The organism is Pseudomonas sp. DW-iso3 (genome assembly GCF_058725305.1).
In genome coordinates this window covers 1-15269 of record NZ_JBZXDZ010000013.1, presented here as the reverse complement: position 1 = coordinate 15269, position 15269 = coordinate 1, and the positions used below count along the sequence as shown (strand labels likewise).

The 15269-nt window shown below is 61.1% G+C and carries 13 protein-coding genes and 2 tRNA genes; 9 read left to right on the top strand and 6 right to left on the bottom strand.

The annotated features are described in order from the left end of the window. The first annotated feature begins 41 nt into the window (after positions 1–41). Positions 42–449: a PA2817 family protein gene (locus AC4PS7_RS28295; RefSeq protein ID WP_010211653.1), complete on the top strand. Its 408-nt coding sequence runs from the start codon at positions 42–44 to the stop codon at positions 447–449. Here the strand turns inward: AC4PS7_RS28295 and AC4PS7_RS28290 are convergent, their stop codons facing one another. Beyond that, positions 450–1394 carry a LysR family transcriptional regulator gene (locus AC4PS7_RS28290; protein ID WP_010211654.1) on the bottom strand — a complete coding sequence of 315 codons (945 nt, stop codon included), beginning with the start codon at positions 1392–1394 and terminating at the stop codon, positions 450–452. It abuts the gene before it with no gap. Between the two features lie 89 nt (positions 1395–1483). Here AC4PS7_RS28290 and AC4PS7_RS28285 point away from each other — a divergent pair, with 89 nt between their 5' ends. Beyond that, positions 1484–2110 (top strand): serine-tRNA(Ala) deacylase AlaX, encoded by a 627-nt coding sequence (locus AC4PS7_RS28285; protein WP_021492118.1) that lies wholly within the window; start codon positions 1484–1486, stop codon positions 2108–2110. Here the strand turns inward: AC4PS7_RS28285 and AC4PS7_RS28280 are convergent. Together AC4PS7_RS28280 and AC4PS7_RS28275 are read right to left on the bottom strand one after the other, a co-directional pair. Further along, positions 2107–3681 (bottom strand): alkaline phosphatase D family protein, encoded by a 1575-nt coding sequence (locus AC4PS7_RS28280; protein ID WP_492179867.1) that lies wholly within the window; start codon positions 3679–3681, stop codon positions 2107–2109. The two genes, AC4PS7_RS28285 and AC4PS7_RS28280, sit on opposite strands and share 4 nt — an antisense overlap. Further along, positions 3678–4232: a GNAT family N-acetyltransferase gene (locus AC4PS7_RS28275; protein ID WP_029529193.1), complete on the bottom strand. Its 555-nt coding sequence runs from the start codon at positions 4230–4232 to the stop codon at positions 3678–3680. The genes AC4PS7_RS28280 and AC4PS7_RS28275 overlap by 4 nt, the downstream gene beginning before the upstream one ends. Before the next feature lie 190 nt (positions 4233–4422). Between AC4PS7_RS28275 and AC4PS7_RS28270 the strand changes: the two genes are divergently transcribed. The 6 genes from AC4PS7_RS28270 (at position 4423) to AC4PS7_RS28245 (ending at position 11639) form a co-directional block, all read left to right on the top strand. Further along, positions 4423–4830, top strand: coding sequence for an ExbD/TolR family protein (locus AC4PS7_RS28270; RefSeq protein ID WP_005786670.1), 408 nt, complete (start codon positions 4423–4425; stop codon positions 4828–4830). Positions 4831–4832: 2 nt separating this feature from the next. Further along, positions 4833–5561, top strand: coding sequence for an energy transducer TonB family protein (locus tag AC4PS7_RS28265; RefSeq protein WP_010211659.1), 729 nt, complete (start codon positions 4833–4835; stop codon positions 5559–5561). Positions 5562–5585: 24 nt separating this feature from the next. After that, a complete protein-coding gene (locus AC4PS7_RS28260) occupies positions 5586–7868 on the top strand; it encodes a TonB-dependent receptor (RefSeq protein WP_021492120.1) in 2283 nt (760 codons plus the stop codon). Positions 7869–7885: 17 nt separating this feature from the next. Next, positions 7886–8533, top strand: a complete 648-nt coding sequence (locus AC4PS7_RS28255) for a MotA/TolQ/ExbB proton channel family protein (protein WP_029529194.1) — start codon at positions 7886–7888, stop codon at positions 8531–8533. A gap of 53 nt (positions 8534–8586) precedes the next feature. Next, positions 8587–9804 carry a phospholipase D-like domain-containing protein gene (locus tag AC4PS7_RS28250; protein ID WP_010211664.1) on the top strand — a complete coding sequence of 406 codons (1218 nt, stop codon included), beginning with the start codon at positions 8587–8589 and terminating at the stop codon, positions 9802–9804. 95 nt (positions 9805–9899) lie between these two features. Beyond that, positions 9900–11639 (top strand): dipeptidase, encoded by a 1740-nt coding sequence (locus tag AC4PS7_RS28245; protein ID WP_485621540.1) that lies wholly within the window; start codon positions 9900–9902, stop codon positions 11637–11639. A 43-nt stretch (positions 11640–11682) separates the two neighbouring features. Here AC4PS7_RS28245 and AC4PS7_RS28240 read toward each other — a convergent pair whose 3' ends face one another. Then, the gene (locus AC4PS7_RS28240) at positions 11683–13344 is read right to left on the bottom strand and encodes a M24 family metallopeptidase (RefSeq protein ID WP_305378233.1); all 1662 of its coding nucleotides are present in this window, start codon (positions 13342–13344) and stop codon (positions 11683–11685) included. 77 nt (positions 13345–13421) lie between these two features. Here AC4PS7_RS28240 and pdxR point away from each other — a divergent pair, with 77 nt between their 5' ends. Next, positions 13422–14903, top strand: coding sequence for a MocR-like pyridoxine biosynthesis transcription factor PdxR (gene pdxR, locus AC4PS7_RS28235; protein ID WP_021492125.1), 1482 nt, complete (start codon positions 13422–13424; stop codon positions 14901–14903). 53 nt (positions 14904–14956) lie between these two features. Here the strand turns inward: pdxR and AC4PS7_RS28230 are convergent. Both AC4PS7_RS28230 and AC4PS7_RS28225 read right to left on the bottom strand, forming a co-directional pair. After that, a tRNA-Gly gene (locus tag AC4PS7_RS28230) sits at positions 14957–15032 on the bottom strand. Positions 15033–15035: 3 nt separating this feature from the next. After that, a tRNA-Glu gene (locus tag AC4PS7_RS28225) sits at positions 15036–15111 on the bottom strand. Positions 15112–15269: the final 158 nt, after the last annotated feature.

Genomic DNA, 15269 nt, shown 5'->3' with positions numbered 1-15269 from the left:
ATATACTCTCGCGCCCGTTTTTGCTTTAGAGGACTTATCTCGTGTCCAACGTCGTTGCCGATCATCTCGTCTTGCTCGACCACCTGCGCAGCATCCTGGTTGCCGTCGGCGAAGCCGAACAGGTGCCCGAGGAAAGCCATTCACTGTTCCTGGAGCGCTTCGACGAATTGCGCGCCCTGCTGCCGATCGACCCGATCGAAAGCCAGTACCTGGGCCAGGACCTGATGAGCCAGGTCATCCTGCGTTACCCGCAGATTGCCCACTTGGTGCCGCGCGACCTGCTGTGGTTCTTTGGCGGTGACTGCCTGCACTTCATGCCCGACGAAGAACTGGACCTGTACCAGGCGCTGGAAGAACGTCGCTTCGAAGCCGAACAGAACGACGAACCGTTCGACTGGAACCAGGAAAAGCAGCTACTGGCCATGCCGGACGACCAGAGCAAGCACTGATCAGCGACCTGGAATGGGCCGACGCAACGTCGGCTCCTTCGCCATGCACGCCACCAGATAATCGATAAATACCCGTAACTTCGGCGGCAGATACCGCGTGGGCGAATGCAGCAACCACGCCTCGCCATGGTAGGACGCAATAAAGTCCCACGCCGGCAACACCTGTACCAACCGCCCCTCCTCCAACGCGTGGCGCGCCGTGAAATACGGCAAGCTGGCGATACCCACATGCTGCAACACCGCATCCAGCCGAACCCCGGTGTGGTTCGCCGCGTAACGCCCGCGCACCGCAACCGTCACGGCCTTGCCAGCCTGGCGGAATTTCCAGCGTGAATCACCGGGTGTCTCCCCCAGGTAGATGCAGCTGTGCGCCAGCAGATCATGGGGATGCCCCGGCGTACCGTGTGCGGCCAAGTACTGCGGCGTCGCGCACAGCAAATGCTCGATGGGCAACAACTGCCGACCCACCAACCCCGGCGGTGGGCTGTCGGTGATGCGGATGCTCAGGTCGACATTGTCATCGATCATGTCCACCTGGCGATCCTCCAGGATCAACTGCACATCCACCTTGGGATAACGCCGCAGGAATTCCGGCATATGCGGGTGCACCACAAACCGCCCCACCGCCTTGGGCACGCTGACTCGCACCAGCCCTTCGGCTTCATGGGTGAACTGGCCGCTGATCTCCATCACCGAGCGCGCCGCGCTGACCATCTCCTGGCAGCGCTTGAACACCTCCTCCCCGCCTTCGCTGAGGCGCAACTTTCGCGTGGTGCGCTGCAGCAAGCGCGTCGCCAGGGCCTTCTCCAGGCGAGAAATGCTGCGGCTCACCGAGGAAGGCGAAGCACCCAGCTGCCGGGCGGCCTCGGAGAAGCTGCCGGTTTCCACCACTTTGACGAAAATCGCCATTTCGCCCAGCAGCGGCAAAGGAAGATTGATGCTCATGGTGCACAGGTCCATTGATAATTGAATGGATTATCACCTATCCACGCACTATTTATACTGCCCGCAGAACCCTGATGCGGATGTAGATCATGACCGAGCGCCTGTTTTTTACCCACGACCACCTGACTGCCGAGCTTGAGGTGTTGAGTTGCACACCTCACGGGGAGCAGTTTGCAGTCATCCTGCAGTCGACGATTTTTCACCCACAGGGCGGCGGGCAACCTTTCGATACCGGCTGGCTCGGTGAAAGCACTGTACTTCGCGTCACCCAGGAAGCCGACCGCGTGGTGCACTATGTCGACCGCCCATTGGAACCCGGTCCGATCACCGCTCGGGTCGACGAACAGCGCCGCACGTTACACACCCGATTGCATTCCGCCGGGCACCTGATCGGCAACGCAGGCGAGGCCCTGGGCTGGATGCCGATCAAGGCTCATCACTGGCCCGGCGAAGGCAAGATCACCTTCATCCGTGGCGAAGCGGCGCAAGCCATGGAAGCCGAGGCGCTCCAGCAACAGGTCAACCAATGGATCGCCGCGGATTACCCGCGCCACATGAACCTGGAAGACGGCACCCGCGAAGTCGGCTTCGGCGAATTGCCCGCGTATGCCTGCGGCGGCACCCACGTGCAGGCGCTGAGCGAATTGGGCCAGGTGAGCATCCTGGCCCTGTCGGAGAAAAAGGGTGCGCTGTCGGTGCGCTACGAAATCGCTTAAACCTCAATCGCCCCCGCCCGCCCCGACTCCACCACAAATGACTTGAGGGTCGACACCGTGGCCGCCGGGTCGTGGGGGTCGGTAATCACACGCAGGTTCGTGAGCATCTCGTGTGCTTCCACCTCCACCGACACATACCCCCGCTGGCGACTGTCGAAAAACTTCACATGCGGGTTGAGCGGCAGCAGCTTGCTGAACGCGTCAAAGGGCGGGCCGTCGGACGTCACTGAAGTGCCGACAAATTCCGTGGCCACCACCTGCGAGTCCGGGTCGTTGCCATCAGCCTGCAGATCCGTCACCCAGAACGAATGGATATCACCGCCCCAGAACACCGGGTTGCTGACCCGGTTACGTTCGATGGAAGCCAGCATCCGTGAGCGATTGGCCATGTAGCCATCCCAACCGTCGGTCCAACGTCCCGGTTTGTGGTTGGTCAGGTCACGCTGGGTCAACGGGGCCACCAGCAGGTCCTGGGCGATGATGTTCCATTGCGCCTTCGACTGGGCAAACCCTTGGTCCAACCAGGCCTCTTGCTGCCAACCAAGCAGGGTTCGGCCAGGGTCGCGCAAGTCGTGACAGAGGTTATCGGCAATATGCCCCTGGTGACTGCCATTGGCCAAAATGCACGGTTGTTCGGAACGATATTGCCGACCGTCCAGCACGTGGAAGCGGGCCAGTCGGCCGTAGTCCAGGCGTCGATAAATGCGCATGTCCGGCCCCTTCGGCAAGCTGCTGGCACGCAACGGCATATGCTCGTAGTAAGCCTGGTAGGCCGCCGCCCGCTGCTGCATAAATTGTGCGACAGGGACCCTGGGATCCTGGGACCAGCGGTTGGCGTAGTCGTTCTGCACTTCGTGATCATCCCAGGTCGCCACGCTCGGTGCGGCGGCGTGCAGGGCCTGTAGATCCGGATCGGTTTTGTACAGGGCATAGCGGTTGCGATAGTCGCTCAGGCTCACTGCATTGCCGCTGCCGTGGGAGCGAATGATCTTGCCCGAATCCGCCGCGTAGGAACTGTCGTAGATGTAGTCGCCGAGAAAAAACACCAGGTCGGGCTGCTCCTCTGCCAGGTGGCGATAGGCACTGAAATAGCCGCGTTCCCAGTGGGAACACGAGACAAACCCAAGGCGCGCCGACGTCATGGCATGCACGTTCGGCGCCGTGCGCGACTGCCCCACCGGGCTTTGTGCCCCAAGCCCTTCGAACTGATACCAGTAAGGCCGGCCCGCCTCCAGCCCCGCGACTTCCACATGCACTGAATGCCCCCAGCGCTCGCTGGCCATGACCTCGCCCTGGCGCACCACGCGGCTCATGGCGGCATCGCTGGCGACCCGCCAACGCACCGGCACCGATCGGCTCAAGCCACCCCGGCCATCCGCGGCATTGAACAAAGGCGCCAGGCGTGTCCAGATCACAAACCCGTCGGGCAACGGGTCTCCGGACGCCACGCCAAGGGTGAACGGATAGTCCACTCCGGCGCTGCGCGCAAACGGACTGAGGATCGAAAACGTGGTGGCGACGGCCAGCCCGGCAAGCACCCGGCGCCGGCCATGATCAACCTCACCACTCACCGCCGTAACTCCCAATCCTCACGCACCGTGGCGAACACCAGCATGTCCTCATGCACGCCGTTCTTGAGGAACGCCCCGCGCATGCAGCCTTCGTACCGCAAGCCGATTTTCTCCATGACCCGCGCCGACTCTTTGTTGCGACTGAAACACTGGCTGCCCACACGGTGCAGGTCGAGTTCGGCAAAACCGTAGTCCATCAGCGCACGCGCCGCCTCTGCTGCATACCCTTGGTTGCGCGCATCCGCCGCTACCCACCCGCCCAAATGTCCATAGCGGTGGGCCGGGTTGATGCGCAGGCTGACGATGCCGATCAGTTCACCGCAGTCACGCCGATGCATGCCCAGGCTCAACAGGTGGGCCGAGTGAAATTTTTGCTGCATGCCCTCGATAAAGTTCTGCGCCGTTTCGAGGGTGTAAGGCGAGGGAATGCTCGCCGTGTTATCTGCGATGTTCGGACCGTTGGCGAGGCCCCACAACGTCTCGGCCTGATGGTTTTCCAGTGCGCGCATTAACAGTCGCGACGTGGATATTTGTGGCAGCTCACGGCTCATTTCCAGGGGCCCTCGAAGTAAAGTTTTTGAGAGTGCTCCTGCCACATGTCAATTCTGTTACGTCACAAAAATGTCTTGAGATTCGCCTGTAAGACGCGTCCTAGAGCCCTCAAAACGTCAATTAAAGTTAACCAATCGGTCATTTTTGGTTGTTAGCGTGTCGCCCCTAATTCAATAACGGGGTAGCGGAATGAGAACCTGGGACGAACCGAAAAAACGCAAGGCGCACATCGAACTGATCCCGATGATCGACGTGATGATGTTCCTCCTGGTGTTTTTCGTACTCGTGAGCCTGAACGTGATTCCGGCCCTCGGCATGAAGACGCAACTGCCCAGCGCCAGCAGTTCGCAGCAGCTCAAACCACAGAACAAATTCATCCTGACACTGGGCCTGGAAGGCCAACTGCAACTGGATGGCAAGGACCTCACGGTCGACGCGCTGGTGCCGGCGCTGAAAGCGGCGGAAAAGCCCGACACCAAGTCGACCATCATCGTTAACAGCGACAAAGGCGTGGAGGTTTCGCGCCTGGTGGAAGTGATGGACACCCTGCGCCTGGGTGGCTTTACCTCCGTGTCCATTGCTACGCGTAAGTCCTGATCATGTACGTATTGTTTCGTGCGCGTCAGCTGCTGGGCAGCGTTCCGGCCCTGATCGCCCTGGTCCTGATTGCAGTGGGTATCCAGTCCCAGACGTTGAAGGTCGAGCCGGTTTATGACGAATCGGCGGTCGAGTTGGCGTTGGTCGAGCCGGAGCCGGAAGTGATCCCGGAGCCGGTGGTGGAACAAGCGCCGCCACCGCCGGTGATCGAGGATGAAGAGGCCGAGCCAGCCCCGCCGCCACCGCCGCCAAAACCGCTGCCCAAACCCAAGCATGAGCCCAAGCCGAAACCTGTGCCCAAGCCCGTAGTCGCCCAACCGACACCTGCACCGGCTCCGCCACCGGTCACTGCCAAACCGGCACCGGCGGCTGTGGCACAGGTCGCGCCGACGCCCGCGCCGCCTGCGCCACCTAAGGTCGATGGCCAAGCACTGGAAGGCGGCTATCTCAAGGGGCTGCGCAACGAGTTGGACACCTACAAGCAGTATCCCACCGGGCGTCAGGCCTCCCTCGAACGCCCGACCGGCGAAGTGGTGGTCTGGTTGCTGGTCGATCGCCAGGGCCGGGTTCTCGACTCCGGCTTGCAAACCCAGGCCTCGAGCATGTTGCTCAACCGGGCCGCCACCAACAGCTTGCGTCGCATCAAGCAAGTCAAGCCGTTCCCCGAGCAAGCCTTCGGGGGCCGCAATGAGCAGCGCTTCACCGCCACCTTCAACTACAGCGTGCAATAAGCACCCGACACCAGGACGACAGAGATGAGGTTCACACGGATTCATCTGGCACTCGTTGCCGCAAGCATGGGCCAGGGAATGGTCATGGCCGACACCAACAACAGCGACGTCGGGACTATTGGGGTTCAGGGCAAAGCCACGGCAGGTGGCGGCTACATGGTGCAGGAGGAAAGCATCAAGGGCCGCTCCACCGTAACCAAGGAAGCGCTGGATAAACAGACCGCCACCGGCAACGCCGTGGACAAGCTCAAGTACACCCCAGGCTTGAACATTTCCAGCGAAGACAACACTGGCCTGTCCGGCTTTCGTTTCACCATGCGCGGGCTCAACTCCGACCAGGTGGGAATGTCGGTGGACGGCATGCCGATCAACGACTCGGGCAACTACGCGCTGTACTCCAACCTGTTGGGCGACCCGGAAAACATTGAGCAGATTTTCGTCACCCAGGGTTCCTCGGAAGCCGACGGTCCGCACATCGGTTCCAGCGGCGGCAACATCGGCATCGTGACCATTCGCCCGACCAAGGAAACCGGGGCATTCGTCAAACAGGTGATGGGCAGCAACGCCACGCGCAAGACCTTTGCCCGTCTCAATACCGGCGAGATCAACGGCCTGAGCAACTGGTTGTCGGCGTCGCATACCGAAGGCCAGATGTGGCGCGGTTCGGGCGCCGTGCGCGCGGACAAGGTCGAATGGAACAGCTTCTTCGACGCCGGCGATGGCAACACCGCCAACCTGATCCTCAAGTACCACGAGCAGGACAACAACAGCTACAGCCAACTGACCAAGGCCCAGTACCAGCAGAACGGCCGCAAGTACGACCCCTACCCCGCCACACCTACCGTGGGCAGCAACGGCAAGTACAACAGCTACTACGCGCTGGCGCAGAACCCGTTCCAGACGTTCACCGCCGTGCTCAATACCCAGTTCAAACTGGCGGACAACCTCGCGCTGTCGGTGATCCCGTATTACTACTGGGGTAACGGCAGCGGTGTCGGCTCGTCCAGCTATGCGCTGAACCGCGGCTCGAACCAGGGTGGCGTATTCGACCTGGGCAACCTGCCCACCGGCGCCCAATACAACGCCGACGGCACCCCGAACAGCGGTGTGTACTACCGCCCTTCGCGCACCCAGACCTGGCGTCCGGGCATCACCACCAAACTGAACTGGGACCTGGGCGACCACAGCCTGCAAGTCGGCTACTGGTACGAACGCGCACGCCAAAGCCAGACCCAGCCGTTCATTCCGCTCAAGTCCAATGGCAAGCCGGTGGACACCTGGCCGGATTCCAACGACGCCGTGGCCGATGCCAACGGCAACACCATCCAGGGTCGCGACCGCTTCACCATCACCCCGGCGCAGAAGGTCTGGGCCCAGGACACCTGGTACATCAACTCGGACTGGACCCTGATCGCGGGCCTGGCCTACATGAACGTCAAGCGCGACGGCACCAACCACGGCAGCCTCACCGAGCAGCCGGAAAAACGTAACCAGACCTACAACAAGTTGCTGCCCAACGCCGGCCTGAAATACCAGTTGGACGAACGCGACCAGTTGTTCTACAGCCTGTCGCGCAACATGCGCATCCCGCAGAACTACGTGCTGTACGACAAAGGCGTCGGCTCCATCGACTCCAAGCCGGAAACCAGCTGGAACCATGAGTTGGGCTGGCGTTACACCGATGAAGACATGACCGTAGCCGCCACTTTGTTCTACATGCAGTTCAAGGATCGCCAGGTGTCGTCGCGCGACATCAACGGCGACTTCGCCGACATCAACGCCGGCTCCGTCAACAACAGCGGCCTGGAGCTGGAGTGGAGCGGCCTGTTGCCGAATCACTTCAACTACTACACCTCCTACACCTACACCAAGGCCGAGCAGCAAGACGACCTGACCGTCTACAACGCCGGCAAAGCCATCGTGTTGCCCACCAGCGGCAAGCAGTTCGCCAACGTGCCGAAAAACATGCTGGCCGCCAACATCGGCTACGACGACGGTCGTTTCTACGGCACCTTCGGCGGCAAGTACACCAGCAAGCTCTACGGCGACCTGACCAACGACGAAGCCATCTCCGGCCGCACCGTGTTCAACGCCGGCGCGGGTATTTACCTGCCGGTGGACAAAAAGGTGGTCAAGGACGCGACCCTGCGCCTGAACGTCGACAACCTGTTCGACAAGAAATACCTGGACGGCGTCTACACCACCAAGACCAACGCGGCCAGCTACAGCGGTTTCCGCGACGGCGACCCTGCCTACATCGTAGGCCTGGAACGCACCGTGACGGTTTCCCTGGAAGCCAACTTCTAATTGCGAGGTAAGTGAACATGGACATGAACCTGCTCCACGACATCACCTTTTATGTGATGTATGCCGCGATGGCCATCGCGATCTTTATCACCATCGAACGCGGGATTTACTTCGCCTATGTACGCAGGCAAGCCCGTGCGCTGACCGAGGTGCTGGGCGCCAATGTGCACAGCGAGCGCGACCTGCCGGAAAGCCTGATCCGCCGTGACAGCCTGCCGCTGAGCATGGTGTTGCCGGTCCTGGCACAGAAAGCCTCGCAAGGTTCGCGCAAGGACCTGGATGACGTGATCGAAACCCAATACCTGACCACTCGTGCGCCACTGGCCCGCAGCCTGTGGATCATCGAAACCATCACCACCGCCGCCCCGCTGTTGGGTTTGCTGGGCACCATCCTCGGCATTATCGACACCTTCAAGGCGCTGGCCACGGCGGGTGTGTCTGATCCAGGGCAGATTTCCGGTGGTATCGGGACGGCCTTGTTCGCCACCGGCCTGGGGATCGCCATCGCGCTGTTCTGCGTGGTGTTCCACAACTTCTTCCAGGACAGCCTGGAACGCATCAACGATCAGCTGAAAATCCTGCTGATCCGCGCCGCCACCGGCGCCCGCGTGCAGAGTGAAGTGCCGCACCTGGTGCCGACGCCGCTGCACAGCCGCACGGCGTAACCGTAACAGCGGGCGCGCAATGCGCCCGCTTTTCTTTTCCGATGGGAATCCCTATGTCCGTTTCCTTGAAATTGCGCATTGCAGGCCTGGCAGGCTTGCTCATGAGTCCGCTGGTCCAGGCGGACTTTTCGATTCCGGGGTTTGAACTGGTGCACACCGTGCCGGTGGACACCGCCCTCGGTACCGACGACTTGCGTCAACCGGGCCCGGTATGGAGCGAACTGTTCGACGGTGCAAAAAGCAGCATCGATATCGGCCAATTCTACGCCGTCGATCATCCGGGCTCGGTGATGGACCGCGTGATTGAACGCCTGGAAGCCGCCGGTAAACGCGGTGTGAAGATTCGCTTTCTGCTGGAAGAAAAAGGCATCAAGTTGTCGGAAGCCTCCACTCTGGAACGCTTGCGGGCGATCCCCAACCTGACCTTTCGTGTGTTGCCCTACGCGCGCGTGAGCGGCGGCATCATCCACGCCAAATACTTGGTAGTGGACGGCAAGCAGGCCTTCGTGGGCAGCCAGAATTTCGATTGGCGTTCACTGGAACACATCCACGAAACCGGGCTGCGCATCACCGACCCGACCGTGGTAAGCCAGGTGCAAGCGATCTTCGAGCAGGACTGGAAAGCCCAGCAGGCCTTGACCGACAACCAACCGGTGCCGCTGCCTGTCACACGCAATGCACCACCGCGCACCGGCAACTACCTGGTCGCCAGCCCGCAACGCTACAACCCACCGGGCGTGGGCGACTCACAGTTGGAACTGCCACGCCTGCTGAACGAAGCGAAGCACGAGGTGCGCGTGCAACTGTTGGACTACGCGCCACTGTCCTACGGACCCGACAAGACGCGTCCGTACTACGCGGTGATCGACAACGCCGTGCGCGCGGCAGCGGCACGTGGGGTGTCGATCAAGCTGATGGTGTCCAACTGGAACACCGACGCGCTGGAACTGCCCTACCTCAAAAGCCTGGCGGTGTTGCCCAACGTCCAAGTCAAGATCGTCACCCTGCCGCAAGCCAAGCAAGGCTTTATCCCGTATGCGCGGGTGATCCACAGCAAGACCATGGAGATCGACGGCCAGGTTGCCTGGATCGGCACCAGCAACTGGTTGGGCGGGTATCTGGATAATTCGCGCAACCTGGAAGTGGTGATGCGCAGCGAAGCGATGGCCAAGCGTGTCGGGGAATTGCATGCGCAATTGTGGGATGGGCCCTACGCTAGAGCCTTGAACGTGACCGAGGAGTACCCCGAGCCCCACCCTGGCCAGCATTGACCAGTGGCACCTGAGTAGTGGTAGTGTGTGGAAATGTTTCTGACAGATTGATCAGAAACTTCCCACTCACTACCTGCAAAGGAATGCGTCTTTCCATGCACTTCCCACTCAAGCAATTGGCGGCTGCCACCCTGTTCGCCGCGAGCCTCTCGGCCCTATCCAGCCCCGCGTTCGCTAACATCACTCCAGACCAGAGCACGGCGATTCTCAAGAGTTTCAGCGAAACGTCCGTCACCGATTTTCGCGGTTTCCTCGGCACACTGGCCAAGGGCGATATGGGCAAAACCAGCGACGTGGGCCCGGCGATCAATGCCTTCCTCGACAATAAAACCCTGAGCGCCGACCAGCAGAACGAAATCAATCGCCTGCTCGGCATCTACACCCGTGTGAAATACGGCAAGGCCGCCACCGAAACCCTGCGCGAGCTGGTGGAAATCCCGACCTTTAATGTCGACGGTCTGCCGCAATACAAGAACCCGGAATTCATCAAGATTGCCGGCAAGATCCAGGACCTGGCCAAGGCCTTTAACCTGAACTTTCGCAACATCGACAACCGTGTGTACGAAATATCCCTGGAAGGCAGCGGTGATGAAGTGGTCGGCATCCACGCCCACGCCGATGTGGTGCCGGTGACGCCGGAAAATTGGGTGCTGAAAGACGGCACCAAGCTCGATCCGTTCAAGGTCACGCTGATCGGCGACCGCATGTACGGACGTGGCACCGAGGATGACAAGAACGGCATCGTGGTAGCGATGTATGCCATGAAGGTGATCAAGGAAGAAAAACTGCCGCTGGCGCGCAATTTCAAGCTGCTGGTGGACACCACCGAAGAAACTTCCGGCGACGCGATTCCGTATTACTTCGAAAAGAACCCGACACCGCAGTACAACCTGGCGCTGGACGGCGGCTACCCGGTGGTGATTGCCGAGAAAGGCTACGGCACGGTGATGGCTACCTTCCCGCGTCGCAAGGGTGAAGGCAAAGGCGCGGAAATCATCGCGATGACCGGTGGCATGGCCACCAACCAGATTCCGTCGGCCTCGGTGGCAACGTTCGTCAGCGACAAGCCTGCCGAATTGGCCGCCAGCCTGCAGAAGGCCGGCACCGAATACGCCAAGCGCAACGGTGGTGATTTTGAAGTGGCCACCAAGATCGATGGCAAAGACGTCAAACTGACCGTCACCGGCGTGTCCGCGCACTCGTCCGAGCCGGAATCCGGGGTCAACCCAGTGGCGCGCATGCTGGAGCTGATTCACAGCGTCGATGGCAAGATCGCCCTCAAGCACAACCACATCACTGACGCCGCCCGTTATGCATCCGACAACTGGGGCCTGGACTACTTGGGCGGCAAGCTGGGCGTGGGCTTCTCCGATGAGTTCATGGGCCCGCTGACCACTTCGCTGACCTTTGTCGGCCTGGATGACAAAGCCTTCAAGCTGGCGGTGAACCTGCGCGTGCCGAAGGGCAAGTCGCCGGAAAAACTCAAGGCCGAGATCGCCGACAAGCTGAGCGCCTGGGACAAGAAAACCAAGGTCAAGGTGGACTTCACCTACTCGGTGGCCGAACCGATGTACCGCAACCCTGAAGGTGAGTGGGTCAAAGCGCTGTTGGCGGTGGCCAGCGAAAACCTGGGCATGGATCACACGTTCGGCACATCGGCCGGCGCGACCTCCGTGCATGAACTGCCCAACGGCGTGCAATTCGGCCTGGCGCGTCCGGAAGTGAAGTACACCGGGCACACCGACAACGAATTCAAGACCGTCGACCAGTTCCTGCTGGACCTGCAGATCGTGACTGAAATGATGGGCCGTATCGGCCAACTGCCGAAGCTCTGAGCCAAGCGCTGATGTAAAGCAGCCCGCCGCAAAGGCGGGCTCTTCACGCTTGCAGCATCAATATATCCTCGAAAAAACCACCGACCGGTTCCGTGGGATGGCACAGCTGGATTTCCAGCACCCAGGCCATTTCGCTCGGTGGGATCTCCAGATCGGCCAGGTCCTTGCACTCGAACAATGCGTGAGGAAAATCCGCAAGGCGATGCCCCGCGAGATTGCGCGCCAGCCTCCAGCCTTTTGACACCGCGCTTTGCTCGGCAAAGTCATAGAGTTCGCGCCCGGTGAGGCCGCGCAACCAGGCTTCGCGGGTCTCGTCGAAGACCTCGTGCAGTGCCGCGCGGCATGCCAGGTGCAACGGCGAATCACCGAACACAAAGGTATCGCCATAATCGCCTTCATAGCCGTCCCACACCGGGCCCAGGTCGACCACGGCGATATCGGAGGTGCGCAGCCTGCGCTGGCGGTCAATCCCTTCGCGGGGGGGCCGGACCGTGTCGTCGCCAAAGCGGATATAGGTCGGATGCCAGGTGTGGGATGCGCCCATGGCCTGCAGCTGTTCGGCGGCCATGTCGAGGGCTTCGCCGGTGGTCATGCCAACCTTGAGGCGGCTCGCAATCGCCGCCAGGGCACGGATGGATTGGTCACGTGCCGCCAGCATGCCGTCAAACGAGTAGCGGGGGCCGACTTTTTCCCAGATCGGGTCAAACGCGGGCAAGGGCGTTTGCGCGCCTGAGCAACCACTGGGCACAAAGGCTTCGGCAACAAACCGGTGCGCCGGCAAGCCCGCGTCGAGACACTGCTCGCGGGCCTGGCGGATCATTGCGGCGTTACCGCACGCGTACACCTGCGCTTGCTCCCAGGCATGCCCGTGACTCAACGCAACCTCCTGCACCCTACCCTGCGACGCCAGCACCGGATGCCAGCAAAAACCCGGGTGCGCGGCGCTCGCGTCAGCCAGGAATGCACGGTCATAAAAATCCGCAGGTTGCGCCCCTCCCCAGTACAGCGTGACCTCGACGTTGCGCGCCAACGCTGTCAGCAGGATCGGCTTGATGCCCGCATAACCGGTGCCGGTGGCGAACAGGACGACAGGGCTGTCATCCGTTTCCTGCCAGGTACAGGCACCAAACGGCCCTTCCAATTGCAACAGATCACCGGCATCGAGGTCGCTGAGGAGCGTCTCGGAAAACAGCCCACCGCTTACCTGACGAATCTGAAACACCAGGCGCCCATCGTCTTCGGCCGGCAGGTTAGCGATCGAGAAGCACCGCGAGTCGCCATCGACCAGGCAGAACTTGAGGTACTGGCCCGCCCGCACCACCAGCGGCCTGTCCGGCATCATCACCAGTTCAATGATGTCGGGGCTCAGTGCGCGCTTGCTCACGACCTGCGCCTCGACCACCCGCACGGGCGTGTCCAGCGACCATCCGGGGATTTCCAGGCGCATGTCGCCGCAGGCGTGGCTCTGGCACAACAGCATCTCATTGGCTGCCAACGGATAACACGGCGCGGGTGCATCCGGCGCCAGGTATTTGGCCCGGTATGTCCCTTCTGCGACCACCACCTTGCATGAGCCACAGGCCCCGCGTCGGCAGGAAAACGGCACCGACAAACCGTTGGCGAGCATCGCATCCAGCAACAGTTCGTCACCGGCCTCAAAGGTTTTCCCCGAGGGGGACAGTTCGACGATATGGCGTGTATTCATAACAACCTCGGGGTGAGTGAGGCTTGATTGTTGCGTTAGACTAGGCCCATTAAAACCTCCAGTTTTGGATACTTCAGATGGTCCAGATGCGAAAATGGCGCCCGCTGCTCAAGCTGGACGACACTGCCAGGCAGGCGTCCTACCGCAAGATTGCCGAAGGCCTGGTGGCCGCAATCGTGGAAGGACGATTGGCGCCCGGCACCTTGCTACCGGGCACACGGGAGATGGCGCAGTTGCTCGACGTCAACCGCAAGACCGTGATCCTGGCCTACGAAGAGGCCTTGACCAAGGGTTGGCTGGTCAGCGAGCCGCGGCGCGGAACGTTCGTCAATGCGCAGTTGACGTCAAAACAACTGCCGAGTCGCGCGCAAGCGTCCTTCGCTCCGCCCATCCTGGCGCAGACCACCGCTGCGTATTTCACCCAGAACGCCCAGGTGACCGCGCTGAATCATCGGCATGACGCGCTGTTTTTCGATAACGGCACCAGCGACCACCGCTTGCTGCCCCAAGCCGTGTTGCACCGCTATTACCGCAACGCCCTACGCAACAGCTTCGCGTCCAACACCCTGCGCTACGGCAGCGAGGGCACCGGCTACCATTTGCGCTGCGCCCTGGCCGAGATGCTGCGCAACAACCGTGGGTTGACGGTCAGCGCCGAAAACATCTGCCTGACCCAAGGCACCCAGATGTCGCTGTACCTGACCGCTAGCCTGTTGCTCAGACCCGGCGACGTGGTCCTGGTGGAGCGCCTGAGTTACCCACCGGCGTGGGAAATCTTCCGCAAGCTGGGCGCGCAACTGGTCACGGTGGACATCGACGAAGAAGGCTGTCGCACGGACCAGATCGACCGCCTGTGCCGCGAACATCAGGTACGGATGATCTATCTCACGCCGCACCACCAGTTCCCCACCACCGTGAGCCTGCACGCAGCACGGCGGCAACAGTTGCTGGCATTGGCGGCGCTGCACGACTTCTGCATCATCGAAGAAGATTACGACCACGAGTATCACTTCAATGGGCGGCCCTACTTGCCCCTGGCAAGCGATCGCGCCCAGCGCCATGTGATCTATATCGGCTCCTTATCCAAGGCCCTCGGCTCGACGTTTCGCTGCAGTTATGTGGTGGCTCCCGCGCAGGTGGTCGACGCCCTGCACAGCAACGCCGCATTGATGCTGGGCGATGCCGATGCAGTCGCGCAAACCATGCTCGCAGACCTGATCAACGACGGCGAACTCAAGAAACATCTGCGCCGGGTGTCGAAGGAATACCGCGCCCGCCGTGAAACCTTGCAGACGTGCCTGCATGAGGCGTTCGGCGAGCGGATCAGTGTACGGGAGCCAGAAGGCGGGCTGGCGCTATGGGTGCGGTTCGACGCTCAGATAAACGTCGACCGGATGGTAGCAAGCGCATTGGACCACGGGCTGGTCGTCCGCAGCGGCCGACAGTTCTCACCGATGGACCAGGCGGAAAATGCGCTGCGCCTGGGCTTCGCATCGCTGAACCAGGAAGAAATCCGCGAGGCCACATTGCGCTTGGCCAAAGCGGCGAATGCACGATAAAACGCGCACAAACAAAAACGCCGATCATTGCTGATCGGCGTTTTTGTTGAATATGGAGCGGGAAACGAGACTCGAACTCGCGACCCCGACCTTGGCAAGGTCGTGCTCTACCAACTGAGCTATTCCCGCAAATGGCGTCCCCTAGGGGACTCGAACCCCTGTTACCGCCGTGAAAGGGCGGTGTCCTAGGCCACTAGACGAAGGGGACACACAACTGAAACACATGGTGTGTATTTCAGTGCCCAGAGGTTAGATCCGAAGATCATGCCCTGGTTTCACTCAGTGCCGCCCGAGAGCCACACTGCTTAAACTTGGAGCGGGAAACGAGACTCGAACTCGCGACCCCGACCTTGGCAAGGTCGTGCT